The organism is Paraliobacillus sp. JSM ZJ581 (assembly GCF_044383835.1).
GTDB lineage: Bacteria > Bacillota > Bacilli > Bacillales > Amphibacillaceae > Paraliobacillus.
This window is the reverse complement of the sequence record NZ_JBISEP010000023.1, coordinates 16,440-41,633: the sequence shown is the minus strand read 5'-3', so window position 1 is coordinate 41,633 and position 25,194 is coordinate 16,440. Positions and strand designations below refer to the sequence as shown.

The 25,194-nt window shown below is 35.2% G+C and carries 29 protein-coding genes and 1 other annotated feature; of the genes, 26 read left to right on the top strand and 3 right to left on the bottom strand.

Going from position 1 to position 25,194, the window contains the following annotated elements:
- The first annotated feature begins 101 nt into the window (after positions 1 to 101).
- From ACH6CY_RS12110 to pheA, 10 genes are all read left to right on the top strand, one after another.
- The gene (locus ACH6CY_RS12110; RefSeq protein ID WP_374067601.1) at positions 102 to 875 is read left to right on the top strand and encodes a peptidoglycan DD-metalloendopeptidase family protein; all 774 of its coding nucleotides are present in this window, start codon (positions 102 to 104) and stop codon (positions 873 to 875) included.
- Positions 862 to 1,710 (top strand): M50 family metallopeptidase, encoded by an 849-nt coding sequence (locus ACH6CY_RS12105; RefSeq protein ID WP_374067600.1) that lies wholly within the window; start codon positions 862 to 864, stop codon positions 1,708 to 1,710. Before ACH6CY_RS12110 ends, ACH6CY_RS12105 begins: the two co-directional genes overlap by 14 nt.
- 18 nt (positions 1,711 to 1,728) lie before the next feature.
- Positions 1,729 to 3,180, top strand: coding sequence for a ribonuclease E/G (locus ACH6CY_RS12100; RefSeq protein WP_374067599.1), 1,452 nt, complete (start codon positions 1,729 to 1,731; stop codon positions 3,178 to 3,180).
- 36 nt (positions 3,181 to 3,216) lie between these two features.
- Positions 3,217 to 3,294 (top strand) — a sequence feature (ribosomal protein L21 leader region).
- 16 nt (positions 3,295 to 3,310) lie between these two features.
- Complete coding sequence (gene rplU / locus ACH6CY_RS12095; protein WP_374067598.1) at positions 3,311 to 3,619, top strand: 50S ribosomal protein L21; 309 nt, start codon at positions 3,311 to 3,313, stop codon at positions 3,617 to 3,619.
- Positions 3,620 to 3,630: 11 nt separating this feature from the next.
- Positions 3,631 to 3,963, top strand: coding sequence for a ribosomal-processing cysteine protease Prp (locus ACH6CY_RS12090; RefSeq protein ID WP_374067597.1), 333 nt, complete (start codon positions 3,631 to 3,633; stop codon positions 3,961 to 3,963).
- Positions 3,964 to 3,977: 14 nt separating this feature from the next.
- Complete coding sequence (rpmA, locus tag ACH6CY_RS12085) at positions 3,978 to 4,274, top strand: 50S ribosomal protein L27 (RefSeq protein ID WP_374067596.1); 297 nt, start codon at positions 3,978 to 3,980, stop codon at positions 4,272 to 4,274.
- A 538-nt stretch (positions 4,275 to 4,812) separates the two neighbouring features.
- Positions 4,813 to 5,346, top strand: coding sequence for a Spo0B domain-containing protein (locus ACH6CY_RS12080; protein ID WP_374067595.1), 534 nt, complete (start codon positions 4,813 to 4,815; stop codon positions 5,344 to 5,346).
- Between the two features lie 12 nt (positions 5,347 to 5,358).
- Entirely contained in the window at positions 5,359 to 6,639 is a 1,281-nt protein-coding gene (gene obgE, locus ACH6CY_RS12075; RefSeq protein ID WP_374067594.1) for a GTPase ObgE, read from the top strand.
- Positions 6,640 to 6,705: 66 nt separating this feature from the next.
- A complete protein-coding gene (locus ACH6CY_RS12070) occupies positions 6,706 to 7,155 on the top strand; it encodes an ACT domain-containing protein (RefSeq protein WP_374067593.1) in 450 nt (149 codons plus the stop codon).
- Between the two features lie 13 nt (positions 7,156 to 7,168).
- Positions 7,169 to 8,026, top strand: coding sequence for a prephenate dehydratase (pheA, locus tag ACH6CY_RS12065; protein ID WP_374067592.1), 858 nt, complete (start codon positions 7,169 to 7,171; stop codon positions 8,024 to 8,026).
- A gap of 204 nt (positions 8,027 to 8,230) precedes the next feature.
- Here pheA and ACH6CY_RS12060 read toward each other — a convergent pair whose 3' ends face one another.
- Together ACH6CY_RS12060 and ACH6CY_RS12055 are read right to left on the bottom strand one after the other, a co-directional pair.
- The gene (locus tag ACH6CY_RS12060) at positions 8,231 to 8,773 is read right to left on the bottom strand and encodes a transcription repressor NadR (RefSeq protein WP_374067591.1); all 543 of its coding nucleotides are present in this window, start codon (positions 8,771 to 8,773) and stop codon (positions 8,231 to 8,233) included.
- A gap of 15 nt (positions 8,774 to 8,788) precedes the next feature.
- Positions 8,789 to 9,901, bottom strand: a complete 1,113-nt coding sequence (locus ACH6CY_RS12055; protein ID WP_374067590.1) for an IscS subfamily cysteine desulfurase — start codon at positions 9,899 to 9,901, stop codon at positions 8,789 to 8,791.
- Positions 9,902 to 10,012: 111 nt separating this feature from the next.
- Between ACH6CY_RS12055 and nadB the strand changes: the two genes are divergently transcribed.
- The 15 genes from nadB to yajC all read left to right on the top strand — a co-directional run bounded on the left by nadB (position 10,013) and on the right by yajC (position 22,992).
- A complete protein-coding gene (gene nadB, locus ACH6CY_RS12050; RefSeq protein ID WP_374067609.1) occupies positions 10,013 to 11,569 on the top strand; it encodes an L-aspartate oxidase in 1,557 nt (518 codons plus the stop codon).
- A 3-nt stretch (positions 11,570 to 11,572) separates the two neighbouring features.
- On the top strand, positions 11,573 to 12,400 hold the full coding sequence (nadC, locus tag ACH6CY_RS12045; protein WP_374067589.1) for a carboxylating nicotinate-nucleotide diphosphorylase: 828 nt from the start codon (positions 11,573 to 11,575) through the stop codon (positions 12,398 to 12,400).
- 12 nt (positions 12,401 to 12,412) lie between these two features.
- The gene (gene nadA, locus ACH6CY_RS12040; protein ID WP_374067588.1) at positions 12,413 to 13,519 is read left to right on the top strand and encodes a quinolinate synthase NadA; all 1,107 of its coding nucleotides are present in this window, start codon (positions 12,413 to 12,415) and stop codon (positions 13,517 to 13,519) included.
- A 191-nt stretch (positions 13,520 to 13,710) separates the two neighbouring features.
- Positions 13,711 to 14,691, top strand: a complete 981-nt coding sequence (gene safA, locus ACH6CY_RS12035) for a SafA/ExsA family spore coat assembly protein (protein ID WP_374067587.1) — start codon at positions 13,711 to 13,713, stop codon at positions 14,689 to 14,691.
- Positions 14,684 to 15,649: a phosphotransferase gene (locus ACH6CY_RS12030; protein ID WP_374067586.1), complete on the top strand. Its 966-nt coding sequence runs from the start codon at positions 14,684 to 14,686 to the stop codon at positions 15,647 to 15,649. Before safA ends, ACH6CY_RS12030 begins: the two co-directional genes overlap by 8 nt.
- 20 nt (positions 15,650 to 15,669) lie before the next feature.
- Positions 15,670 to 16,410, top strand: a complete 741-nt coding sequence (nadE, locus tag ACH6CY_RS12025; protein WP_374067585.1) for an NAD(+) synthase — start codon at positions 15,670 to 15,672, stop codon at positions 16,408 to 16,410.
- Between the two features lie 136 nt (positions 16,411 to 16,546).
- Positions 16,547 to 17,278, top strand: coding sequence for a YebC/PmpR family DNA-binding transcriptional regulator (locus ACH6CY_RS12020; RefSeq protein ID WP_374067584.1), 732 nt, complete (start codon positions 16,547 to 16,549; stop codon positions 17,276 to 17,278).
- Between the two features lie 93 nt (positions 17,279 to 17,371).
- The gene (locus ACH6CY_RS12015) at positions 17,372 to 17,701 is read left to right on the top strand and encodes a hypothetical protein (protein WP_374067582.1); all 330 of its coding nucleotides are present in this window, start codon (positions 17,372 to 17,374) and stop codon (positions 17,699 to 17,701) included.
- Positions 17,702 to 17,899: 198 nt separating this feature from the next.
- On the top strand, positions 17,900 to 18,469 hold the full coding sequence (locus ACH6CY_RS12010; RefSeq protein ID WP_374067581.1) for a BofC C-terminal domain-containing protein: 570 nt from the start codon (positions 17,900 to 17,902) through the stop codon (positions 18,467 to 18,469).
- Positions 18,470 to 18,663: 194 nt separating this feature from the next.
- A complete protein-coding gene (gene ruvA / locus ACH6CY_RS12005) occupies positions 18,664 to 19,275 on the top strand; it encodes a Holliday junction branch migration protein RuvA (RefSeq protein ID WP_374067580.1) in 612 nt (203 codons plus the stop codon).
- Between the two features lie 16 nt (positions 19,276 to 19,291).
- Positions 19,292 to 20,293, top strand: a complete 1,002-nt coding sequence (ruvB, locus tag ACH6CY_RS12000; RefSeq protein ID WP_374067579.1) for a Holliday junction branch migration DNA helicase RuvB — start codon at positions 19,292 to 19,294, stop codon at positions 20,291 to 20,293.
- Positions 20,290 to 20,490 (top strand): DUF2905 domain-containing protein, encoded by a 201-nt coding sequence (locus ACH6CY_RS11995; protein ID WP_374067578.1) that lies wholly within the window; start codon positions 20,290 to 20,292, stop codon positions 20,488 to 20,490. The genes ruvB and ACH6CY_RS11995 overlap by 4 nt, the downstream gene beginning before the upstream one ends.
- A 13-nt stretch (positions 20,491 to 20,503) precedes the next feature.
- Complete coding sequence (queA, locus tag ACH6CY_RS11990; protein WP_374067577.1) at positions 20,504 to 21,532, top strand: tRNA preQ1(34) S-adenosylmethionine ribosyltransferase-isomerase QueA; 1,029 nt, start codon at positions 20,504 to 20,506, stop codon at positions 21,530 to 21,532.
- Positions 21,533 to 21,561: 29 nt separating this feature from the next.
- A complete protein-coding gene (tgt, locus tag ACH6CY_RS11985; protein WP_374067576.1) occupies positions 21,562 to 22,701 on the top strand; it encodes a tRNA guanosine(34) transglycosylase Tgt in 1,140 nt (379 codons plus the stop codon).
- An 18-nt stretch (positions 22,702 to 22,719) separates the two neighbouring features.
- A complete protein-coding gene (gene yajC / locus ACH6CY_RS11980; protein ID WP_374067575.1) occupies positions 22,720 to 22,992 on the top strand; it encodes a preprotein translocase subunit YajC in 273 nt (90 codons plus the stop codon).
- Positions 22,993 to 23,309: 317 nt separating this feature from the next.
- Here yajC and ACH6CY_RS11975 read toward each other — a convergent pair whose 3' ends face one another.
- Positions 23,310 to 23,684: a TIGR04086 family membrane protein gene (locus ACH6CY_RS11975; RefSeq protein ID WP_374067574.1), complete on the bottom strand. Its 375-nt coding sequence runs from the start codon at positions 23,682 to 23,684 to the stop codon at positions 23,310 to 23,312.
- Between the two features lie 145 nt (positions 23,685 to 23,829).
- Between ACH6CY_RS11975 and ACH6CY_RS11970 the strand changes: the two genes are divergently transcribed.
- On the top strand, positions 23,830 to 25,128 hold the full coding sequence (locus ACH6CY_RS11970; RefSeq protein WP_374067572.1) for an ArsB/NhaD family transporter: 1,299 nt from the start codon (positions 23,830 to 23,832) through the stop codon (positions 25,126 to 25,128).
- Positions 25,129 to 25,194: the final 66 nt, after the last annotated feature.

Genomic DNA, 25,194 nt, shown 5'->3' with positions numbered 1-25,194 from the left:
ATTCTTAGACTAAGCTCTGAGTTTAATATGGAAGTGTATACATATTAAACAAGTTTCGTTCATAGACTTGTACAAATCGTTTATGAAGGAAAGTGAAACTAATGAAAAAAAATGTTGAACAGATTAGAAAAGAAATCGCTCGACGTAAACAGAAAAAATCATCAACTGCTCCTCGCAAAATTAACAACCTATCCACTTCTAGTGTGAAATATTTTTTAGATGATGAAGAGAAGCATGGTTATATGCCAACGTATGGTAGCTTATCGCAATCATCAGATAAGCATAAACTATTTTCTGCATTTTTATTAAAAACAATGATTTCTGCAATTATCTTTATGTTTTTTACAATCAGTCATCAGATTGACCAATCATGGTTATCAAAACCGAAACGTTGGGCGACTGCCGCTTTAACTGAAGAATTTCCTTTTGCAACAGTTAATCATTGGTATCAACAGCAATTTGGTTCACCTTTTGCATTTGTTTCTAAGGATACAACAACCTCAACAGAGCCTGTCTCTGCTTTACCAGTGAACGGAACCATTAGTGAGTCATTTCAAGTAAATGGACAAGGTATCATGATTAAAGCAAATGATCCGTTGAAAGTCTTTTCAATGAACAAAGGAACGGTTGTTTTTGCAGGTAATGATCGTAAGACAAATAAAACAATTATTGTGCAGCATCCTGATAAAAGTACATCGATTTACGGAAATTTATCTGATATTCATGTTAATCAATATCAATTTATTAAAGCGAATCAACAAATAGGTATGTTTACTCCATCAAAAGATAATGAAAAAGAGTTATACTTTGCGATTAAGAAAAATAATCAGTATCTCGATCCAGTGCAGGTGATTCAAGTTGATGATGCTTCGTAATCACCTGCCACCACTTGTTATTCACCCAACATTGTGGTTCAGTTTAACTGTTTCACTACTGACCGGTACGATCATGGAATTTATCATTATTTTCTCTATTGTATGTATCCATGAGTTCGGGCATTTTGTTGCGGCAACTTTCTACAAGTGGAAAATAAGAAAAGTAATGTTGTGGATGTTTGGTGGAGTGATGGAAACAGATGAATATGCTAATCGCCCTTTACATGAAGAAGCGGTGATAACATTAGCTGGTCCCGTGCAGCATATAGGGCTGTTTTTTTTATTGCAGTGGATCGAACAATTCTCCTTGCTTTCAGATTCAATGTTGAACTTAGCTCATCAATATAATTGGACAATTCTCGTGTTTAACCTACTACCTATTTTTCCATTGGATGGTGGGAAATTATTATTAACGATACTATCTTTTCAATATCCATTCCGAAAAGCACATACGATCACTATTGTGACATCAATTGTTTTTACAATATCCTTAATAGCCTTTATGCTTTATCAGCAAAATGTGGCGTTTAGTACCTTATTATTATTTGCTTTTATCCTGTGGGAAAATAGATTAGAATGGAAACAACGCTTTTATGTTTTTATACGTTTTTTATTGAATCGCCAACAGGCTGTGTATGCTAACCAAAAAAAACGGCCAATAGTAGTACCTACCCAAACCAAACTAATTGATTTATTTAGTCAATTTCATAGAGGCTATCATCATGAGATTTATATTCATAATAGTTTACGTGTGAGGAATGAAAAGCAATGTCTTTATACATATTTCACATTGAAAAATTATTTAGCAACAGTCGAAGATGTGCGTGAAAATTAGTAGAAATGAGGTTCACTTGTGGTTTCTTTTTATATTTTTGATGAAACAACCGAAAAAATAGCCATTGCAATTGAAAACAATCAAATAAAAGAACTGTTGATTGACCGTCCTGATCATCCCCAACAAGTAGGCAATATTTATTTAGGAAAAGTAAAAAATATCGAGAAGGGACTGCAAGCTGCATTTATCGATATTGGTGCAGAAAAAGATGGTTTTTTGCAGCGGAAAGAACTTCCGTTTAGCCCAGACAAACGAATAGAATCAATCATTACAGAAGGACAGACATTGATCGTTCAAGTAATGAAAGATGCGTATGAATCAAAAGGGGCTAAATTAACAGCGAATATCACTTTACCTGGTCAACATTTAATTTATTTACCATACGGCAATCATATTGTCGTCTCTAAAAAGCTACCTGCGTCAACGATTGAAGCTAAGAAAAAAATGGTTGCTTCGTTGTGTAAAAACAACGAAGGAGTCATTGTTCGAACAGCTGCTTCAGAAGTAGAAGATGAAGTGATTAAAGTAGAATTTAGCCTATTGCGGGATCAAATGAATCAACTATTCAATCAGGCTAAATCAAACAAAGCTCCGTCCCTTCTTTTAAATGATTCTGCTGCTGACCGCCTAATTCGTAGTTATCCACTAGCCGAAATTAAAGCGATTAATCTAGATAGTAGTACACGTAGTAAACAGGTTAAAAAACAATATCCAACAATGGTCAGTAAGATTCAGTATAAAAGGTCATTAGAACGATTATTGCCAATAACAATGGATCAACTTTTTAAACAATTACTTGATCCAACAGTTATCTTACCGAACGGGATTACTTTAACGATAGAAGAAACGGAGGCAATGAATGTTATAGATGTCAATTCTGGAGGATTCACTGATCGCTACCATCATGATAAAACTTACGTGAAAACCAATATCATGGCAGCAAAAGCAATTGCAGAACAAATACGATTACGTAATTTATCTGGTATCATTATCATTGATTTTATAAATATGAAATCAACAAAAGAACAACCGAAGCTAATTCATGCTTTAAAAAAAGCTCTTGCTTCCGATCGGGTTCCTTCTGTTATACACGGATTTACTAAACTGGGATTGTTTGAGCTAACGAGAAAAAGAGAATCTCCTTCTATTACTAAATTATTAGGAGAACAACTCGAAACAAAAAAAGTTAATTATGCTCCACTTTCATTTGTATTTAGTCTAGAACGTATATTGTACCAATATCAATCAGGTGACGTAGAAGCATTATTAATTCAAGTAGAACCAAAAGTAATCGAATTATGGCATCAATTTATTGACCATGAAAAAATTGAAACAAATATCAAACAATCCATATATTTTGAACACTCAAAAGGAGTACAAGGCTTCCATGTTAAACGAGCTGGAACAGAACTTCTTATTAATGATTACATGGAAAAGAATAAAGATCGAGTTATTGACAAACTGGTCTGATTCATGATAATATCAATACGTTATTCATCGTAGCACCTGTTGCTACAACCGCACAGAACAGGTAACATATAAGTTGTTTTTTACAACACCTGTATGGCGAGTCTGAGTTTTTAAAGGAGGTGCAGGTAGTATGTACGCTATTATTGAAACTGGTGGTAAGCAAGTGAAGGTTGAAGAGGGACAAACAGTTTATGTTGAGAAGTTAGAAGCAGAAGCTGGAGAAGCAGTAACTTTTGACAAAGTACTTTTTGTTAGTGGAGATGATGTAAAAGTCGGAGTTCCTTACGTTGAAGGTGCAACAGTTGCGGCAAAAGTTGAAAAACAAGGTCGTCAAAAGAAAGTAACTGTATTCAAATACAAACCTAAAAAGAACTACCACCGTAAACAAGGTCATCGTCAGCCATATACAAAAGTAACGATTGAAAAAATCAATGCGTAAGGTTGACTAATATGATTAAAGTTACGATTTATCGTAAATCGAATAAGAAAGTTTACGCTTTTGAGTTAAGCGGGCATGCAGAAAGTGGTCCTGCTGGTCACGATTTAGTTTGTGCAGCAGTGTCAGCCGTTTCATTTGGGTCCGTGAATGCTGTGATAAAGCTTTGTGAGATTGAGCCAATTATTGATCAAGGTGGCGAAGGTGGTTACCTATATGTCGAGCTTCCTGAACAAGTAGCAATCCAGACACGTGAGCGTGCTGAATGGTTACTTGAGGGAATGATTGTTTCATTAGACACCATTGAACGTGATTATGGTCAATACATTACCATCTCTGAAAAATAAGGAGGTGCAAACTAATGCTACGTTTAGATTTGCAATTTTTCGCATCTAAAAAAGGTGTGGGTAGTACAAAGAACGGTCGTGATTCAGAGTCAAAACGTCTAGGCGCAAAACGTGCTGATGGCCAATTTGTTTCTGGTGGATCAATTCTTTACCGTCAACGTGGAACAAAAATATATCCAGGCGTCAATGTAGGGCGTGGTGGAGACGATACGCTTTATGCTAAAACAGATGGTGTAGTACGCTTTGAACGTGTTGGACGTAACCGTAAAAAAGTGAGCGTATATCCATTACCAGCAACACAAGAAGCATAATAGTTACAAAAATGAAACCAAACTATTCAAGAAATGAATGGTTTGGTTTTTTGTATTACTGCCTTGTAAACATGGATAGATACTATATGTGATTGTTTAACTAGTTTAGTTAGGAAGTGCGAATGCTAAGGGTTTTATGAAGCTATACTGACAAATGATGAAAACATTAAAAGGAACCAAAAACACATATAAACGGAATTAAACTAACTCATTTTTAATTTACATAAATATATTGAATGAAATCTCCAAAATCAAAAAAACTAAATTAAGATGTATTTTTCTAATTTATGCTTGCAGTAATAACGTATTTTTTTATTGCTAAAATTACACCATAAGGATAGATTCTGCAACTATTAACTTATTTAGTCCTGTATATAGTACTATTAACAACTTCCTTATATTTTACTAAAAAGCTTTAAAAAAGATGTTCAATAGGAAAAACGTAAAACCAATGCAATCAATTTGTGGATAAATTTTCTTTTAACAGACATTTATTTTTGCTATACTTTTGGTAATGTAGGATAAGGTGGTGTAAGATATGAGAGAAGAAGAAGTGATGAAATTGTTACGGCATTATCGTCATGATTGGATGAATGATTTGCAAATTATCCTTGGTTATGCACAAATGGGTAAATTAGATAAAGTTGAAGAAAAAATAAAACATGCAGTTAGCCAAGCAGAAAGAGAACGTAAATTACAACGTATCCCACTACCAAAAACGGCATTACGGATTATACAATTGAAATGTCACTATGAAAACTTTCGAATCGATCATTCGATTAGGATAGATGATAACATTTATGCCGATGATGAAAAATTAGTTCAACAATTAGATCAATTGATGCATCATTTTGTCGCTCATAGTATGAAAACAAGTCTTTATCATGGTACAATAAAACTTCATCAAATGAAGAATAACCATTTACAAGTGTCTTTCGCTATAAATGGTACCTTTAAAAACAGAGATGATTTATTGAAAAAAATCGTAAAAATAGATCACTCAATAGAAGTAGAAACAGAAATGAGTTCATATAAAGAAGCATACACTAATTTAATATGGACAGTAAATTGAAGAGGTGACAAAATGTTTGTCGATCAGGTAAAAGTATATGTGAAAGCTGGTGACGGTGGAAATGGCTTAGTTGCATTTCGCCGAGAAATATATGTTCCTATGGGGGGGCCAGCAGGTGGTGATGGCGGTAACGGTGCAGATATTGTTTTTGAAGTAGATGAAGGATTAAATACACTAATGGACTTCAGGTATCAACGTCATTTTAAAGCAAAACGTGGAGAAAATGGAATGAGTAAAGGCCAACACGGTAAAAATGCTGCACCAATGGTGTTAGCTGTTCCACCTGGAACAACGGTGAAAGATGAACTGACTGGAGAAGTACTTGCAGATTTAACCGAACATAGTCAACGCGCAGTAATCGCAAAAGGGGGTCGTGGCGGTCGCGGTAATATTCGTTTTGCTACACCACGAAATCCTGCACCAGAACTTGCGGAGAATGGTGAGCCTGGTGTGGAACGTGATATTATTATCGAGTTAAAAGTACTTGCTGACGTTGGCTTAGTTGGTTTTCCAAGTGTAGGAAAATCTACTTTACTGTCTGTCGTAAGTGCTGCAAAACCTAAAATTGCAGATTATCATTTTACTACATTGGCTCCAAACCTTGGGGTTGTTGATACCGCTGATAATAGAAGCTTTGTTATGGCAGACTTACCTGGTCTCATTGAAGGTGCGAGTGAAGGTATTGGATTAGGATATCAATTTTTAAGGCATGTGGAACGAACGAGAGTGATCGTGCATGTAATCGACATGGCTGCAACAGAAGGTCGTGATCCATATGAAGATTTTGTTACGATTAATGCAGAACTTCGTGAATATGATGAAACTTTAATGGAACGTCCTCAGATCATTGTAGCAAATAAAATGGATATCCCAGATGCAAAAGAAAATTTAGAAATATTTAAACAGCAATTAACTGGAGATCATTTGATATATCCGATTTCTACAATAACAAAAGAAGGTGTGCGGGATTTATTATTTGCTATTGCGAATAAATTGGATGTAACACCTAAATTTACAAAGCCTATTGAAGATGCACCTAAGCGTGTAGTCTATCGTCATCAAGAAGAGCCAGTGGCATTTGAAATAAGTCGCGATTCTGATAGGGCGTTTGTCTTGACGGGAGAGAAAATTGAAAAATTATTTAAAATGACTGATTTTTCAAGAGATGAATCTGTACAACGATTTGCTCGTCAAATTCGTGGGATGGGAGTAGATGATGCACTTCGTAAAAAAGGTGCCGAAGATGGCGATACAATTAGAATAATGGATTATGAATTTGAGTTCATTGAGTAAAAACAGGCCGAATGTGAAACGTGTATCCAACTTTCGGACCGCGACAGTAAAGGGGGATTGTTTGACATGTCAGAAAGAGAAGATACCTTTTATCTCATTCGAAGTGATTTTCTTCCGGAATCGATGCGAAAGACACTCGAAGCAAAGCAATTACTTGACAGAGGAAAAGTAAACTCTATCTTTGAAGCTGTCAAACAGGTCGATTTGTCAAGGAGTGCTTTCTATAAATATCGCGACGCAGTATTTCCTTTTAAAACAGTTATTCAAGAACGTATGATTACATTGTTTATTCATTTAGAAGATCGGGCAGGGGCATTATCAAAACTGTTAACTACAGTAGCTCAAGCTGGTGGGAATATACTAACGATTCATCAAACTATACCGATACAAGGCAAGGCTAACGTAACTCTTTCATTAGATGTGCACCAAATGAAAGTACCAATTGAGCAACTGATGAATAAAGTAAAAGAGCTTTCATTTATAGAAAAGATTGAAATAGTAAGTTCAGGTGGGTAAAGGGGAGAATGTAATGGCAACAAGAATTGGTTATTTAGGTCCTAAAGGGACATTTACAAAGGCGGCCGTGGATGCTATTTTTAACGATGAAGATAACCAAGCTTATAAAACAATTCCAGAATGTATAGATGCAGTAAAACAAGGATATGTCACATTTGGTGTGTTGCCTTTAGAAAATGCGTTAGAAGGTACAGTAAATCTTACCATAGATTATTTAATTCAATATAAAATGTTGAAAATAGTAAGTGAAGTCGTTATGCCAATTCGCCAACACTTGATGGTGTATCCATATAACAAAAAAAACTTGGGAAACATTACAACTATTTATTCACACCCTCATGCTCTCGCGCAGTGTCATCGTTTCTTACATAATGGAATGAGGCATGTAGTGACAGAAACGTTCACTTCAACAGGAGCAGCAGCAAAATATGTGAGTGAGCATCCGGAGCTTCCTGTCGGTGCCATTGCGAATGAACACGCTGCAAAAGAATATGGATTGGAAATTGTAAAACATGACATTCATGATTTTTCTAATAACCATACTCGTTTTGTTGTTCTACACAAAAATGATAATGCGGTACGATCCAAACAATTAGAAGAAACAGGGTATAAAACAACGTTAATGATCACATTACCTACAGATCATGCTGGTGCACTTCACCAAGTTTTATCCGCTTTTGCTTGGAGAAATATTAACTTATCAAAAATAGAATCAAGACCAATGAAAACAGGTTTAGGCAATTATTATTTTTTAATTGATATTGAACAACAAATGGATGATATTTTAATACCAAATACGATACTAGAGCTAGAAGCACTCGGATGTTCTGTAGAAGTATTGGGAAGCTACCCTTATTATCTAATTAAATAAGGCAGCACTTTTAAAAAAATCATTATGTTAAAACAAGATCGCACAGTAATGAAGACAAATCATCACTGTGCGAGTTTTTTAGTTGAATAGGGTGAAAGTATTTAGTGAAATAGTTCATTTTATAGTCAGGAAGCTTGTATATCGTTGCATATAATCTTTACAAAAGTGAAAACATAGAGTGCATTTCCTTAAGATTCCCATGTACTAATTATTGTTAATAATTATACCGAGCTTGTTAAGTTGTTGATAGGCCGCATCTAGTTGCTCTTCACGATCTGCTTCGATTGTATGCAGATGAACACCATCAGTTAATTGCAGCAAGTATGGTGCGTTGGTTGTTTTGATCCGTTCAATAAATTGTTTTACCTCTTGTCTATTACTAACCATAATAGATGCTTCAAGATCTCCATAGACTGGGTGCTCTATAATGACATTTTTTACTGTTACTCCTTGATCAACAATACAATCTAACTCTTCTTTCGTTTGTGATCTGCTATGGTTACAAGCAATGATTCGTTGAACCTTTTTCTTCTCTGATACTTGTTCCAAATACATATAACCTTGACTAGTTGCTATAATAGGTTCTTGTTTTGCTTTTAATAGGGAGATATCCTGGACGATAACTTGTCTACTAACACCGGCTTTTTCAGCTAGATCTGACCCAGTCATCGTTTTTTTTTCTTCTTTTAACCAAGATAACAGTTGTGCACGTCGTTCTTGACCAATTAATTTTTTTGTCGATGTCATCCTACCGTTTCCTTTCTATATTGCATACCACTTATTAATCATATTTTCGCATACTTGAACTGCTTTTGCTAGCTCTTCTTCTGTGGTGTTTTTACCAAGTGATAAACGAATAAATCGTTTTGCTTGATCAGCTTGATATCCTAGTGCAAGCATCGTACGGTTTGGTTCCTGATTGCCTATCGTACAAGCACTGCCCGTTGAAATTGCTATTCCTGCTTGATTGAAGTGGAGCATAGCATAGTCACCAGGAATGTCATTGAAAACCATACCAATGATAAAGGGGAGTTGTTCATTGAAAGTTAATATTTCAACAGGTAGCTTTCGAGCAAGTAGCTGATCCTCAACTATTTGTCGTAATTTATACATATAGCTGAGCTGTTTTTTTTGATTAGCCACAACCTTTTTAGCTGCTGTCACAAAAGACGCAATTGCAGGGACATCAAGTGTACCGGATTCGATTTCTTCCTTTGTTAGATGTAAGCGTCCATGCAAATACAATGCTCCACTCCCTTTAGGACCATAAATTTTGTGACTAGATAATGCATAGCTATCTACTTGTAGTGATTCAATATGAATTGCTAACTTGCCAAATGCTTGTATGCCATCGCAATGAAACAAAATTCTTTTTGCTTGTAATAGATTACCAATTTGTTGAATCGGTTGAATTGTACCTATTTCAGAATTTACATGTTGAACAATGACTAACACGGTGTCGGTTCGAATTAATTGTTTGAGTTGGTGTATATCAACTATGCCATTAGATGTAATCGGCAAGTAAGAAATTTTGTAAGATTGCTCCGCTTCTAAACGTGTCAAATGAGTAACGATGGATTTATGCTCCAATGAACTGACGATAATATGCTTTCCTTTTTTCTTTCGTTTTTTAAGTAATAAATCTATGGCGAGTTGATTAGCGTGTGTTCCTCCTTTTGTAAAATGAATTGTTTTTGGATTTACATGAAGGAGTTCGGCTAATTGTTGTTGACTGTATGTAACGACATCATTAGCTGTTGTTCCGATGTCGTGTAAACTGAATGTATTTCCATATGCTTGTTTGGCTATTTTTGAATACACGGTGATCGCTTCATTTGACATGGGAGTTGTTGCAGCATAATCTAAATAAATCATTTTAACCATCCTACCTTCAACATTTATTAATAATATTTTAAAATAAACATTGCTATATGTAAAGATATATGTAAAGATATGTGTAAAGACATAAGGTGAGGTAGGTGAGCAATAATAAGTACACAAAGGAAAGTTATTATTATTGGTAGTGGAATAAGTGCTAGTGTTGTAGCGATAGATCTCTGTAAATATAAAGAGGTTGTAATGATAACGAAAGGGTTAGAAAGTAATAATACCATTCGAGCACAAGGAGGTATTGCTACAGTTGTTAATGAGACGGATCGCTGGCAATACCATTATGAAGATACATTGCATGCCGGTTACCATACAAATAATTCTGAAGCAGTTAAATTATTAGTAAGAAGCGGTCAACGGTATATAAAAGACTGGATAAACCAAGGATTTCCTTTTGATAGAGATCATAAAGGGAAATTACTTATTGGTAAGGAAGGAGCTCATAGAGATCAACGTATTCTTCATGCTGGAGGCGATGAGACTGGAAGGAGAGTACTAGACTTTTTGCATAAACAGATTCAAGAAAATGTAAAGGTTCTTTCAGAACAAACGGTGACTCAATTAATTGTAGAAAATAATGAATGTATTGGAGTAGAAATGATAGATTGTAAAGGACATGTATCAATAATGTACGCAAATGACGTTGTTTTAGCTACTGGTGGTTGTGGTGGATTATTTGAAGTGACCTCTAATCATCGATCTGTCATGGGAGAAGGTTTTTCCTTAGCATATTATGCTGGAGCAACTTTAAGTGATCTAGAATTTATCCAATTTCATCCTACACTACTTTGGAAAAATGAGCATTCATTTGGTCTGGTTTCAGAAGCTATAAGAGGGGAAGGAGCGCAATTAGTATTAGAAAATGGGGAGCGTGTAATGAAAGATGAACATGTACTTGAAGATTTAGCTCCTAGAGATATTGTTTCTAGAAATATAGAAAAATTAAGAAGAGCTGGTTTTGATGTTTTCTTAGATATATCAATGATTAAAAACTTTCAGAAGAAGTTTCCTACTATTACAAATCTATGTGAAAAAGCTAACGTAGATTTAACAAAAGGAATAATTCCAGTAGCCCCAGGTGCACATTTTAGTATGGGAGGGGTAGCAACCGATTTACAAGGACGTACGGAAGTGAAAAATTTATATGCAGTTGGTGAAGTGGCATGTACAGGTGTTCATGGTGCAAATCGATTAGCAAGTAATTCATTATTAGAAGCGCTTGTTTTTGGCAAAGAAGTAGCTAAAGCAATAAAGGATTCACCTACATCAGCTAAAGAGATGAATCTAAAGAGAAGTAAAACAGATGTTACACATGAAGCGAAACGAATTGCTTTACCATCGGTACAAGTATTACGTCAGAAAATGAATAAATATGTTGGGATTTACCGAGATGGTCTTGGCTTACGCTTCATGAAGCAATGGTTAGAAAGTTTTGATTTGCATCGGCGTATTCATACGATCCCTCCTTCTCAAAAAAAAATGTATCACCAAACAATGGCAGCTTGGCTTATCGTAACGTCTGCATTAGCAAGAACGGAGAGTAGAGGTGCACATTATCGTCATGATCACCCAATAAGCAAAGCGGGACTGGAGCAATATCATATAAAACGAAGACGGTCAATTCACAAACCGCAAATGATCGCTGGAGGATAATAAATGAATCCTATTAAAGTAAAAGAACAATTAAAATTTTTTTTGTTTGAAGATATAGGAGATAAGGATGCAACTAGCCAATCATTGTTTGATACGAACCTTATGGGTGAGACATATGTGATCGCAAAAGAAACAGGCATTTTATCAGGGGTTGATACGATAGCTTATGTGTATCAAATCATTGATCCATCCATTTATGTTGTTTCTTATATGCAAGATGGTCAAACGATTGAAACTGGTGATGTGATTGCAAAGATTAAAGGAAGTATTGCTCATATTTTGATGGGGGAGAGAGTAGCATTGAATGTTATACAGCGAATGAGCGGGATTGCCACGTTAACAAATCGTGCAGTACAATGTTTAAATAGCTCACATACAAAAATTTCCGACACGAGAAAGACTACACCAGGTTTGCGAATGTTTGAAAAATATGCAGTGACATGTGGTGGGGGTGTCAATCATCGATATGGGCTATACGATGGAATAATGTTGAAAGACAATCATATAGAGCTATATGGTTCCATTACAAATGCTGTCAATAGGATACGATCAACAATTGGTCAGATGGTTAAGGTAGAAGTGGAAACCGAAACCATTGATCAGGTGAAGGAAGCTGTATCATGTGGGGTTGATATTATTATGTTTGATAACCAAGATGCAACATCTGTGAAGCAATTAATTAACTATGTTCCGAAGTCTATAATTACAGAATCATCTGGAAATATTAACCTTAAAAATATAGCAAGCTACCGTAATACAGGTGTTGATTATATATCATTAGGATTTATCACGCATAGTGCGAAGGCATTAGACATTAGTATGAAAAGCTAGGGGAGGAGAAAGATGCAAACACTTGATTTTTTAAAACAAATGGATCAACAACTTCCTGCATATTATCGGCAACTATCTGATAAAGAGATGATGGATAAAATTGCGTGGATTAAAGAAGAATTAGGACCTAAGCTTTATATACCTGGTCACCATTATCAGAAGGATGAGGTGATTCAGTTTGCCGATGATACAGGTGATTCTTTACAATTAGCGAGACTTGCCAAACAGAACAAAGAAGCTACCTATATTGTGTTCTGTGGCGTGCATTTTATGGCAGAAACAGCTGATATGCTTACAACTGATGATCAGATTGTTATCTTGCCTGATATGAAAGCTGGTTGCTCTATGGCAGACATGGCTAATATGGAACAAACGAGACATTGTTGGAATGAATTACAACAACTGTTTGGAGATACAATTATCCCATTAACATATGTCAACTCTACAGCAGAAATTAAAGCATTTGTTGGTAAGAATGATGGTGCAACAGTAACCTCATCAAATGCAAAAGAGATGGTGAGATGGGCTTTTACACAAAAAAAACGAATTCTTTTTTTACCGGATCAACATTTAGGTAGAAATACTGCTTTTGATTTGAACATTCCATTGGATGCGATGGCTGTTTGGGACCCGATTAACAATCAACTAAATAGAAAAGGAAAGCTTGAAGATGTACAAGTTATATTGTGGAAAGGACACTGTTCCGTGCACGAAAATTTTACGACTAACAATATTACTCATCTTAGAGAAAAAGAGCCGGATAGGAAAATTATTGTTCATCCAGAATGCAAATGGGAGGTTGTTCAGCAATCGGATTATGCTGGTTCAACAAAGTACATTATTGAAACAATTCATGCAGCACGTTCGGGATCAAAATGGGCAATAGGTACGGAAATGAATCTTGTGAAGCGCCTAATGAAACAATATCCTGATAAAGATATTATTTCATTAAATCCCCATATGTGTCCCTGTTTAACGATGAACCGGATTGATTTAGCTCATTTATTATGGTCATTAGAATCATTGAAACAAGGAAAAATTATTAATCGTATTCAAGTTGATTCAACTATTTCAAAGTTTGCAAATAAAGCATTAGAAAAAATGTTAACGACGGTATGAATAATAAAAAGAACAAACGGATCGAAAAGAGCAAAGCATTCGTTTGTTCCTTTCTTTAAAATACATTTAACAAAACAATCTTCTTTTTTTAAAAAAAGAATCAACTTTTTGGGTCATTCGCATATGTTGTTAATGAATCAGACTGCTAATTATTCTGTGTTTTGTTGATTAAAATAAAGGAAGGAGTTACAATGTTGAAAATTCATATTGCGCAAAAAGGGGATACCCTATGGAAGCTTGCTCAAGCATATAATGTGGACTTTGAAGATTTAAAACAAATGAATACCCAATTAGCGAACCCAAGTATGATAATGCCAGGAATGAAAATTAAAATACCTTCTTCTGCAAAGCAAGTACAAAAACAACCAACAACGGATAAAACAATCCACCCTTATAAAAATATGTCGCCGAAAGCAATGCCTGTAGTAAAAGAGGACGATAAAAAAATTGCACCAACCGTAAAAAAAGAAATGCCAAAACCTGCTCCAAAAAAAGAAATGCCAATGCAACCAATTCAAATGCCTAGCTTACCTGATTTTTACTCAAATAATTATAATATTGATGTAGACATAGAGGATAATGACACAGAGATAAATCAGTATGCTTTCCATCATCAGATGAATCAACAACCAGTCCAGCAACAACCTGTCCAACTACCAGTCATGCCTGTGTGTTATATGATGCCGCCATGTATTCCGATGTATCCGATGCCACATCCTCAACCGATGCAACCAAAACCAAATCATTGTGTTGAACCTGTTGATCCTTGTGAAACTTTTCAAACACCACAACAATGGATGCATCAACAACCAATGATGCCATCCTATTATCAGGCCGAAGAACAAATGGAGTCTTCAAGTGTAGAACTGCCGCCATTACCAAATCAATCCATGCCAATGCAACAACCGAATCAGCAACTGCCATATGGTGATTGGCCACCAATGATGCAACAACAAGCTTCAACATGGTCCCCACAGCAGAATTCCATGGAGCATATACCATATATGGGAGTGCAAGGGCCAGGTATGCCACCACAAATGACGCAACCTTTACCTTACCAACCGATGTCATCACAACAGCCTGGTGTGCCAATGCCTCATCAAGGGAATATAAATCCTTACCACCAACAAGGTGTGTATCCTTATCGTGAGAATAACGAGGAGAATGAGTAACAATAGAAGAGACGATTCCATGTTGAATCGTCTCGCTACTTTTTTAACCAATCAAGCGTGTTTATCAATTCAATCGATCAGATTAATAAAACCATCTATTTATTTAATAAAGGACGAGCAAAATCAGCAATTTATTTTAAAGGGATATCGAAAACTAGAAATAATTGATAAGCAATGGGCGTTATTTGATCAATTAGATCTGTCCTTTGTTATACCTTTTTGTTATTTTCCGAATCAAAAAAAATATGTAACATGGGGGGGCTACTATTGGACTTTACAGAAATTTTATGCAACAAGAAAATTAGATTATTACAACAAAATCGATCGAGATCATGCTTGGAAAGTAATGAAACAATTTCACAAGGAAACAGATGGAATTACTTTGTCAGATCAACCTCATTCAACAGCTTTTGTATCGAAGTGGAAAAGTCGATTAGCTAAATGGAAACAGTCAAAGGATCTAATGCATCATTTTGGTTATCAAAATGTATATCAAGAAATTGAAAAACAATTAGTTGAAAGTATCGCTTGGTTTGTTTCGATTAATAAACCAGTAATTGAAAAACAGCCTCTTTTTCAAAAAAATTGGATACATGGAGATGTTGCTTCCCATAATTTTTTAAGCGATAATAAAGGTAATGTATATTTGATCGATTTTGACTTATTGTCCCCCTCCCCCTCTATCTATGATGAGATACAGCTAGGACAACGGTTTTTACCATACATTAATCACGATTTTAATCAATTGTATACATACATAGAACCAGTGACAGAACAAGCCTATGAACTTTTTTGTGTTGCTTTAACAATGCCTACTGATTTTGTTCGTGAATGGTGGTATTTTGTTATAAAAACGAAAGAAATGGCTGACATCTCAAATTATCTAGTTGATTTTCAATTAAGCTGGGAGGAACGGAAACAATTTGTTGAAACGATAAACAAAGAATTATATAGATAAACGTGGAAGGGGTAAAAAAAATGCAAGAAACAGCAAGTAAACTCGTAAAATGGCTACAAGAACAAATACAATTAACCGGTGTTAAAGGTCTTGTTGTTGGTGTAAGTGGTGGGATTGACTCGGCGGTCGTGGCTAACTTAATAAAACGTGCTGCTCCAAATAACTCACTTGGTGTTATGATGCCGTGTAACAGCAATCCACAAGATTTAATACACGCCAAAAGTGTGGTTAATGCTGCAGGAATTGATCATATTACAGTAGATTTAACTAATACACACATAGTTATGCTAAAAGAAATTCAGGAACAACTAACACAAGCGAATGTGTTTAATAAAGAAAATGATCGACTTACTGATGCGAATCTTCGTGCACGTTTACGAATGAGTACGTTATATAGTGTTGCAACGAACCATAATTATCTTGTCGTAGGGACAGATAATGCTGCAGAATGGTTTACCGGTTATTTCACTAAATATGGAGATGGTGGTGTGGATTTAGGTCCTTTAATTCACCTTACGAAAGAAGAGGTGAAGCAACTTGCTCAATATCTCAATGTTCCTAAAGAAGTGATTAACAAAAAACCAAGTGCAGGACTTTGGGAAGGGCAAACTGATGAAAATGAAATGGGAACGAGTTATGCGATGATAGATAGTTATTTAAAAGGAAATGAAATCCCTGAAAAAGATAAAAGAATTATTGAACAATTACACAAGAGAAGCGCTCACAAACGAGAATTACCAAAAACACCAGAAAAATTGTAACACTACATGTGATAAACCTCTTTGTTAAATATAAAATAAGGAGGTTTTTGCTGGTTTATCGCTTCGTTTTTCTAGTGTATATAGATATGTTATAGTGTTAGCGGATAATCGATTTGTAAGAAAGGAGTTCACACATATGGCAGGACATTCTAAATGGAAAAACATTCAGCGTAGAAAAAATGCACAAGATGCTAAAAAAGGAAAAATATTTATGAAGATGGCAAAGGATCTTTATGTAGCGGCAAAGGAAGGCGGGGGAGACCCTGAGATGAACCCTTCTCTCCGCTTAGCAATTGATAGAGCTAAAGCAAGTAATATGCCAAATGATAATATTGACCGTGCGATAAAAAAAGCAACAGGGGATTTAGATGGATCAAATTATGAAGAAGTCATTTATGAGGGGTATGGTCCTGGTGGAGCTGCTATTATGGTTGAATTACTAACAGATAACAAAAATCGAGCAGCTTCAGATGTTAGACATGGGTTTTCTAAATATGGTGGTAATTTAGGGGAAAATGGTTGTGTGTCCTTTATGTTTGATAGAAAAGGATATATCGTCATCGAACGTTCGGCAACAACTGTTGATGAAGATACGATGATGCTTAGTGCGATTGATGCAGGTGCAGAAGAAATGGAAACAACAGAACAAACATTTGAAATTTATACTACACCTGAACAATTTCAAGAAGTAGTGCAGCAACTAGTAAGTGAAAATTATCAGTTGTCTATAACAGAAGTAACAATGTTTCCACAGACATATACGTCATTATCTGATGATGAATCAGATAAAATGATACGCTTAATTGATCATTTAGAAGAACTTGAAGATGTACAGGAAATTTATCATAATGCAGAAATCGATGACTAGCAATAGCTTTTAGGTACTGTTACAATTCAGAAAGACTTTTTTAATTGATCGATTTAGAATACAATGATAAAAAATATAATGAGGTGTCTAATAATGGATGAATCAAATGATTGTGAGGATTTACAAGGTCAACAAATAGTTAAAAAACAAAAAGCGATTGATCGATTAGAACATTTTCAAGCGGATAATAAAGAATATTATGTTGTTTATCAAAAAAAAAATCAACAAGCAAAAAGGAGTTTGCAGTTTAATAAAGTGGAAAAAAGATCAGATGATACTTTTTTAATCGCAATGCACAATGAAGATACGGTAGATGCTGTACGTTACTATCATGGAGAAGAGTTAATTGTTCATCAAGATGAAATTATTCAATTACAAATTATTGACCCCGATGAATATGAATTTGTTGTGTATACGGATTAATATTTTCCTGCGTGATGTTGTATGAAGTCGATTGAAGTATCGAAGGAGTCACTGATTGTTTCTTTAACTTAAAAATATAAATGGATAACATTCACACAGTAAAAAGCATAAACTTCAACAAATTGGTTAAACATAGAAATAACGGCTGTTAATCAATGAATAAGCCGATTCAATCTATGCTTGACTGAGGTGTGAAAAATGAAAAAAAAGATTCATTTAATTGGCCTTGCGATGCTCATGTTTCTTGTAGGATTTAGTACACATGCTGTATTGTTAAAGGAAAATATGCCGACTGAAGGCATGGATAACGAAACGACAGAAGTGACTAATTCAACTACTATTGTTGCTGAAGAACCATTTCAATTATCTGTTACACTACAAAAACAATATTTAGATGGAAATATAACTGAAAGTACGGAGAAAAAAACAATTCATGCGATGGAAGATTTTTGGTCTAAGTATGAAGATTGGCAATTAATTGATCAAAGTCAAGAAGAAATGATCTTTAGAAAGCAGATTGATGATATTTCTCCTTACCTTAAACAATCTGGTTATTTTGGATTGCAAAATAGTATGCTCTCTATCTTTGAAGGTGAGCCGATTCATCAACAAGTTATTCAGTCTTTTTACCAAATTGACACAGATACATTAGAAAGCAGACAAATGGAATCACTACAAAAAGGAATCAAGATCGACTCTAAAGAGAAATATTTACAAGTTCTCGAAGTCTATAGAGACCTTTCACCAACTAAAGAAATGAATGGATAACAAGCAAAGTGGCTCTAGTCCTTTGCTTGTTTTATTTGCTATACTGGATAAAGTGAAATAAATAAGCTTTATGATCTATATAGCAATTAGAAGGGGTATTACTTTGACTGTAAAACATGTGCGAACGTATGATTGTATGATAAAATAATAGTAGACATAACGATTGGATTAGTGGAGAAGGAGTAACGATTAAAATGATAGCTTATATATATGGTAAACTTGAAATCATTAATGAAACATCTATTATATTGGAGGCAAATGGTGTTGGTTATGAATTGGTCTGCGCAAATCCATTGCATTTTCAAAGTAAGTTAGGTGAGAAATTACGAGTATATACTTTTCATCACGTAAGAGAAGATGCACAAATTTTATATGGATTTGCCGATCCTGAAGAAAAGCAGTTATTTTCCAGAGTGCTTCAAGTATCCGGTATTGGTCCAAAAGGCGCATTATCTATTGTAGGTACAGCAAGTGTAAATGATCTTGTTGTTGCTATCGAAACAGAAGATGAGAAATTTCTTACACGCTTTCCTGGAGTAGGAAAAAAGACTGCAAGACAAATGATCCTTGATTTAAAAGGAAAGTTAGCTGTTGAGTTTAATGTGACTACACAAGAGAAGCAAACTGAAACGACAACAATGGGGATGGAAACAATTCAAGCCTTAGAAGAAGCATTAGAAGCACTTCGTTCACTTGGCTATGCAGATAAAGAATTAAAGAAAATTATCCCTAAATTGAAACAAGAAACGAATGGGAAGACAGACCATTATATTCGAATGGGTTTAGCTTTACTGACGCAAAAATAACATGGGGTGATTGTTAATGGAAGAGCGTATGGTATCTAATGAACGTCAAGCAGATGATGCATCGATCGAACTTAGTTTGCGTCCGAATACATTGGCACAATATATTGGTCAAGATAAAGCAAAAGACAATTTAGCGATTTTTATTGAGGCAGCAAGATTACGTAATGAAGCGTTAGACCATGTATTATTATACGGACCTCCAGGATTGGGGAAAACGACAATGGCGTCAATTATTGCAAATGAAATGGAAGTGGAGTTTCGAACTACTTCTGGCCCTGCAATTGAAAAAGCAGGGGATTTGGCTGCAATTCTTTCTTCTCTGGAAGTAGGTGATGTTTTATTTATTGATGAAATTCATCGTTTACCTAGATCTGTGGAAGAAATTTTGTATCCAGCAATGGAAGATTTTTGCCTTGATATTGTAATTGGTACAGGTCCAAGTGCTAGGTCTGTTCGCCTTGACCTTCCACCCTTTACATTAGTTGGGGCAACAACAAGAGCAGGATTATTAACCGCACCGTTACGAGATCGTTTTGGTGTGCTAAGTCGCTTAGAATTTTATACAACAGAAGATTTGTGTGATATTGTTGAACGAACCGCAATGATATTTCATGTCACGATTGCTAAAGAAGCGGCAATCGAAATTGCAAGAAGGTCAAGGGGAACCCCCAGAATAGCGAACCGACTGCTTAAGCGTGTAAGGGATATTTCCCAAGTGCGTGGTGAGACAGAAATTAGCTTAGAAACGACGAAAACAGCACTACAAATGCTTCAAGTTGATCAATCCGGTTTGGATCATATTGATCATAAAATACTGCAAACAATTATTGACGCTTTTCAAGGTGGACCTGTTGGATTAGACACGCTTGCATCAACGATTGGTGAAGAATCGCAAACGATTGAAGATGTGTACGAGCCCTTTTTATTACAACAAGGATTTATGCAACGAACTCCAAGAGGTCGCGTTGTTACCGCAAAAGCTTACCAACATTTTAATCGGGAGGTGCCAAACACTTGACCGATTTTGGTAAAATGCTTATTGTAATAGGGGCTATATTAATTGTTATTGGTTTATTATCAGGCATAATTGGTAAGTTACCTGGTGATATTAGTTTTAAAAAAGGGAATGTCTCAATATATTTTCCGATTATGACATCTATTTTAGTAAGTATCATTTTATCTATTATTTTTATTATTGTTAGTAAGTTTCGTTAGACGGGAGTAAAAAATGAACATAAATGATTTTGATTTTGAATTACCTGAACATTTAATCGCACAAACACCACTAAAAGATCGTACGTCATCTAAATTATTGATAATGAACAAAAAAGAACAATCTATCTCACATCATAAATTTAGTGATATTACCGATTATATCCAACCAGGTGATTGTCTAGTTCTTAACGATACAAAAGTATTACCTGCACGGTTATATGGTTCAAAAAAAGAAACTGGTGCAAAGATTGAAGTGCTTCTGCTTCATCAACAAGAAGGAGATGAATGGGAAGTATTAGTTAAACCTGCTAAGAAAATAAAAGTTGGATCTGAAATAACTTTTGGCGATGGAAAATTAACTGCCATTTGCACAAAAGAAAAAAAGCATGGTGGTAGAGTGCTTCAATTTAATTACAATGGTATTTTTTTAGAAGTGTTGACTGAACTTGGAGAAATGCCGCTTCCACCATATATTAAAGAACAATTGCCAGATCAAGAACGTTATCAAACCGTTTATGCGCGTGAAGAAGGATCGGCAGCGGCGCCTACAGCTGGTTTACATTTTACGCAGGAATTATTAGCTGAATTAAAAGACAAAGGTGTAAAGATTACATTTTTGACTTTACACGTGGGATTGGGCACATTTCGCCCTGTCAGTGTGGATACAATAGAGTCGCATGACATGCACGCAGAATTCTATCACATGCCACAAGCAACAGCAGATGTTATTAACCAAGTGAAACAAAGTGGTAGAAGGGTTTTTTCTGTTGGTACGACATCAACACGCACATTAGAAACTATTGCGAGAGATAATAGTGGAAAGCTTGTTTCTGCTAGTGGATGGACAGATATTTTTATTTATCCACCTTATCAATTTCAAGCGATCGATGGACTAATTACGAATTTTCATTTACCGAAATCCACCTTAGTAATGTTAGTTAGTGCATTTGCAACAAGAGACTTTATTATGCAAGCCTATTACGAAGCAATTAAAAAGGAATATCGATTTTTTAGCTTCGGGGACGCAATGCTTATTTTATAATTTAGAAGTTAAAAAGAGAGGAACAAATAATGGGAGCTATTCATTATGAATTAATAAAAACGTGTAAACAAACAGGCGCAAGGCTTGGTAAGGTGCATACACCGCATGGTTCATTTGAAACACCGATGTTCATGCCTGTTGGCACATTAGCTACAGTAAAAACAATGAGCCCAGAAGAGTTAGAAGAAATGGGTGCTAAAATTATATTATCTAATACGTATCATTTATGGTTACGTCCAGGTGAGGATATAATAAAAGAAGCGGGTGGATTGCATCAATTCATGAATTGGGATGGTGCGATATTAACCGATTCTGGAGGATTTCAAGTTTTCAGCTTAAGTGATTTACGTGAAATTGAAGAAAAAGGTGTTCATTTTCGTAATCATATTAGTGGTGAAAAGTTGTTCTTATCCCCTGAAAAAGCAATGAATATTCAGAATGCACTTGGTTCTGATATAATGATGGCATTTGATGAATGCCCACCGTATCCTGCAGAGCATAAATATATGAAAGACTCTGTTGAACGCACAAGCAGGTGGGCAGAACGTTGTTTACAAGCACATGAAAGGCCGCATGATCAAGGATTGTTCGGTATTGTACAGGGTGGTGAATATGAAGATTTAAGGCGTTTGAGTGCAAGTGATCTTACTTCGATGGACTTCCCTGGTTATGCAATTGGCGGTTTGTCAGTTGGAGAACCAAAAGATGTAATGAATCGTGTGCTGGACTTTACGACACCTTTATTGCCAAATAACAAGCCTCGTTATTTAATGGGAGTAGGTTCCCCGGATTCATTGATTGATGGTGCTATTCGTGGGGTGGATATGTTTGATTGTGTACTTCCGACTCGAATTGCTAGAAATGGTACATGTATGACTTCAAATGGTCGTTTAGTAGTACGGAATGCAAAATATGCCCGTGATTTCTCGCCAATAGACCCAAATTGTGATTGTCATACTTGCAGGAACTACTCACGTGCATATATTCGTCACTTAGTAAAAGCAAATGAAACGTTTGGATTAAGGTTAACTACTTATCATAATCTATATTTTCTGTTAGAATTAATGCAGCAAGTACGCAAAGCGATAAAAGAAGATCGTCTTGGCGATTTCAGAGAAGCATTCTTTGAACAATATGGTTTTAATAAGCCTAATGCGAAAAACTTTTAAAGAAAGGAGGGGAATGGTTTGCAAGCAATTGCAGGTTTACTACCATTTATTTTAATGTTTGTGATCTTTTATTTTCTTTTGATTCGTCCGCAACAAAAACGACAAAAGCAAGTAAGGGAAATGCAAGCTGATTTACAAAAAGGTGATAAAATTATTACCATTGGTGGAATGCATGGCATCGTGCATGCTATCGATGAGAGCGCAATTGTGATTGATGTACATGAAGGCACAAAGCTTACATATGATCGATCAGCTATAAGAGAAGTTGTCTCAAAAAATGAACAAGAATAAGTGTAGTTAAGAGATGACAAAATGAACACCCCCTCAGGTTAGATGAAACATTCTAACTTGTGGGGGTGTTTTTATAGTTAATTAGAGAACTCAAAAGGCCCTGCTTTCCCCGTATTGATTAAGCACCATTGCGTTTAGTTGAACTTTTACCAAACTTACTACTTCAAAAATTGTACGTATTGTTTATCGAACCGAATTGTCTTGATATGAGATAGAACAGAGTGTTTATCGAACATATTTATAATGAAATAAGGTAAATGTGTTCATAAGAGATCGTTTATCAACCACATTTGTCATGAAATAATGTAGTTGTTAGATTAACGGTTCTTTCGCTTGATGTTCACACCAATCACGCCACCAATTATACCTGCCAATAAAAACCCACCATGGTAGATTAATTGTAGCCAAGAGAAAGCTTGCTGTAATCCTAAGTATTGATATAAAAATACAAATAAACTAAATCCTAGGCTTGTTAATAAACCGACAAGCCAGCCTTTTTCTCCTGTTTTAAGTCCAGCAAAAATACCTCCACTAAAAAAAGAAATAAGGCTAATTACCGTTGTAGTTTGAGAGAGTGTGGATGCTTCTAGACTAGTAAACCGAAGTAATAGAGATAAAATAATACTTGCCAGAATCATCAACGTTAAAATCGTAAGCCATCCGTATAATAAACCGTTCAAATGACGCTTCATATACATTCCCCTTTCTTGCTTGTCCTTTAGTAAAGGATATGCAAGATAAGGTTAATTAGAATAAAATATTTATCAATATAATACATATATTGATAAAGCAGTTGATTATAACTATTTATAAAGACTAAGGGGGAGTGTATTCATTTTGGCACCTATCATTGCAATATCTATTTTTGTTATATGCTATGTCTTTATTATCTCTGAAAAAATAAATCAGGCATTAATTGCCCTTCTAGGTGGAATATTACTCCTGTTAACGAAAATATACACGTTAGAAGATGTATTTATTCATTATATTGACTGGGAAACAATTGCATTACTTTTTTCGATGATGGTACTTGTATCTATTACGAAAAAAACAGGTGTTTTTTCGTTTATAGCAATTTATTTTGCGCAGAAGGTAAAAGGAGAGCCAATAGCTTTATTGATCGGAACTGCCTTTTTAACAGCGATTGGTTCGGCATTACTTGATAATGTAACGACTGTATTATTATTTGTTCCAATTATGTTTACCATCATAAGAATTCTTAATTTACCGTCGTTTCCCTATATATTGATTATTATTTTTAGTTCTAATATTGGTGGAACGGCTACATTAATTGGTGATCCACCAAATATTATGATCGGACAAGCCGTAGAACATCTTAATTTTTTGTCATTTGTCAATCATTTAGGCCCTGTTGTACTTATTATTTTTAGTTGCATGTTAACTTTTTTCTGTTTGTATTTTCACAAGCAATTAAAAAGAAGTCCAGAAGCAGTGGAACAATTATTGCAAATGAATCCATCTGCTTATATCAAAAAATCACCAATGGTTTATCAATCAATTATTGTTTTATGTTTAACGATTGCTGGTTTTTTGTTGCACCCATTTCTTCATATTGATTTAACTACTGTTGCAGTTAGTGGAGCGATTTTACTAATGCTGTTAACAGAAAAAGAACTATCAACCGAAAAAGTATTTCAAGAAGTGGAATGGATTACATTATTTTTTTTTATTGGACTTTTTATGCTTGTTGGAGGATTAGAAGAGGTTGGGGCAATAGATGAATTGGCACGTTATATGATTTGGATAACTTCTGGTGATCTACCAGTCACAGCAATTTTGCTTTTGTGGATTTCTGGATTAGTTTCTCAGATTATTAATAATATCCCATTTGTAGCGGCAATGATTCCAGTTATTCAAGAATTTCAGACATATGGTATGGCGAATGTTGACCCATTGTGGTGGTCTTTAGCGTTAGGCGCTTGTTTAGGGGGGAATGGAACGTTGATTGGTGCTTCTGCAAATGTAGTTGTTGCTGGCATGGCTGAAGCAGAAGACGAAGGAATCGCCTTTATGCAATTTCTTAAGTATGGCATTCCGATGGTGATATTTTCTTTAATCGTATCAAGTGTATATGTTTACATGCGTTATTTGATTCCTTTTATACAAAATTTTTAATCCGACTTTAATCACGATTGGATATTAAATAAGGAAAGGGTGAAGCTAAATAAAGAAGGGGTGAGC

Bases quoted from the DNA above. Each gene is read 5' to 3' on its own strand.
- safA (WP_374067587.1), top strand. From the start codon at position 13,711: ATGTTGAAAATTCATATTGCGCAAAAAGGGGATACCCTATGGAAGCTT.
- nadE (WP_374067585.1), top strand. From the start codon at position 15,670: ATGCAAGAAACAGCAAGTAAACTCGTAAAATGGCTACAAGAACAAATA.
- ACH6CY_RS12030 (WP_374067586.1), top strand. From the start codon at position 14,684: ATGAGTAACAATAGAAGAGACGATTCCATGTTGAATCGTCTCGCTACT.
- ACH6CY_RS12090 (WP_374067597.1), top strand. From the start codon at position 3,631: ATGATTAAAGTTACGATTTATCGTAAATCGAATAAGAAAGTTTACGCT.
- ACH6CY_RS12105 (WP_374067600.1), top strand. From the start codon at position 862: ATGATGCTTCGTAATCACCTGCCACCACTTGTTATTCACCCAACATTG.
- obgE (WP_374067594.1), top strand. From the start codon at position 5,359: ATGTTTGTCGATCAGGTAAAAGTATATGTGAAAGCTGGTGACGGTGGA.
- ruvA (WP_374067580.1), top strand. From the start codon at position 18,664: ATGATAGCTTATATATATGGTAAACTTGAAATCATTAATGAAACATCT.
- ACH6CY_RS12080 (WP_374067595.1), top strand. From the start codon at position 4,813: ATGAGAGAAGAAGAAGTGATGAAATTGTTACGGCATTATCGTCATGAT.
- ACH6CY_RS12110 (WP_374067601.1), top strand. From the start codon at position 102: ATGAAAAAAAATGTTGAACAGATTAGAAAAGAAATCGCTCGACGTAAA.
- ruvB (WP_374067579.1), top strand. From the start codon at position 19,292: ATGGAAGAGCGTATGGTATCTAATGAACGTCAAGCAGATGATGCATCG.
- ACH6CY_RS12060 (WP_374067591.1), bottom strand. From the start codon at position 8,773: ATGACATCGACAAAAAAATTAATTGGTCAAGAACGACGTGCACAACTG.
- nadC (WP_374067589.1), top strand. From the start codon at position 11,573: ATGAATCCTATTAAAGTAAAAGAACAATTAAAATTTTTTTTGTTTGAA.
- ACH6CY_RS12010 (WP_374067581.1), top strand. From the start codon at position 17,900: ATGAAAAAAAAGATTCATTTAATTGGCCTTGCGATGCTCATGTTTCTT.
- rplU (WP_374067598.1), top strand. From the start codon at position 3,311: ATGTACGCTATTATTGAAACTGGTGGTAAGCAAGTGAAGGTTGAAGAG.
- queA (WP_374067577.1), top strand. From the start codon at position 20,504: ATGAACATAAATGATTTTGATTTTGAATTACCTGAACATTTAATCGCA.
- ACH6CY_RS11975 (WP_374067574.1), bottom strand. From the start codon at position 23,684: ATGAAGCGTCATTTGAACGGTTTATTATACGGATGGCTTACGATTTTA.
- tgt (WP_374067576.1), top strand. From the start codon at position 21,562: ATGGGAGCTATTCATTATGAATTAATAAAAACGTGTAAACAAACAGGC.
- pheA (WP_374067592.1), top strand. From the start codon at position 7,169: ATGGCAACAAGAATTGGTTATTTAGGTCCTAAAGGGACATTTACAAAG.
- rpmA (WP_374067596.1), top strand. From the start codon at position 3,978: ATGCTACGTTTAGATTTGCAATTTTTCGCATCTAAAAAAGGTGTGGGT.
- ACH6CY_RS12055 (WP_374067590.1), bottom strand. From the start codon at position 9,901: ATGATTTATTTAGATTATGCTGCAACAACTCCCATGTCAAATGAAGCG.
- nadA (WP_374067588.1), top strand. From the start codon at position 12,413: ATGCAAACACTTGATTTTTTAAAACAAATGGATCAACAACTTCCTGCA.
- ACH6CY_RS12020 (WP_374067584.1), top strand. From the start codon at position 16,547: ATGGCAGGACATTCTAAATGGAAAAACATTCAGCGTAGAAAAAATGCA.
- ACH6CY_RS12015 (WP_374067582.1), top strand. From the start codon at position 17,372: ATGGATGAATCAAATGATTGTGAGGATTTACAAGGTCAACAAATAGTT.
- ACH6CY_RS12070 (WP_374067593.1), top strand. From the start codon at position 6,706: ATGTCAGAAAGAGAAGATACCTTTTATCTCATTCGAAGTGATTTTCTT.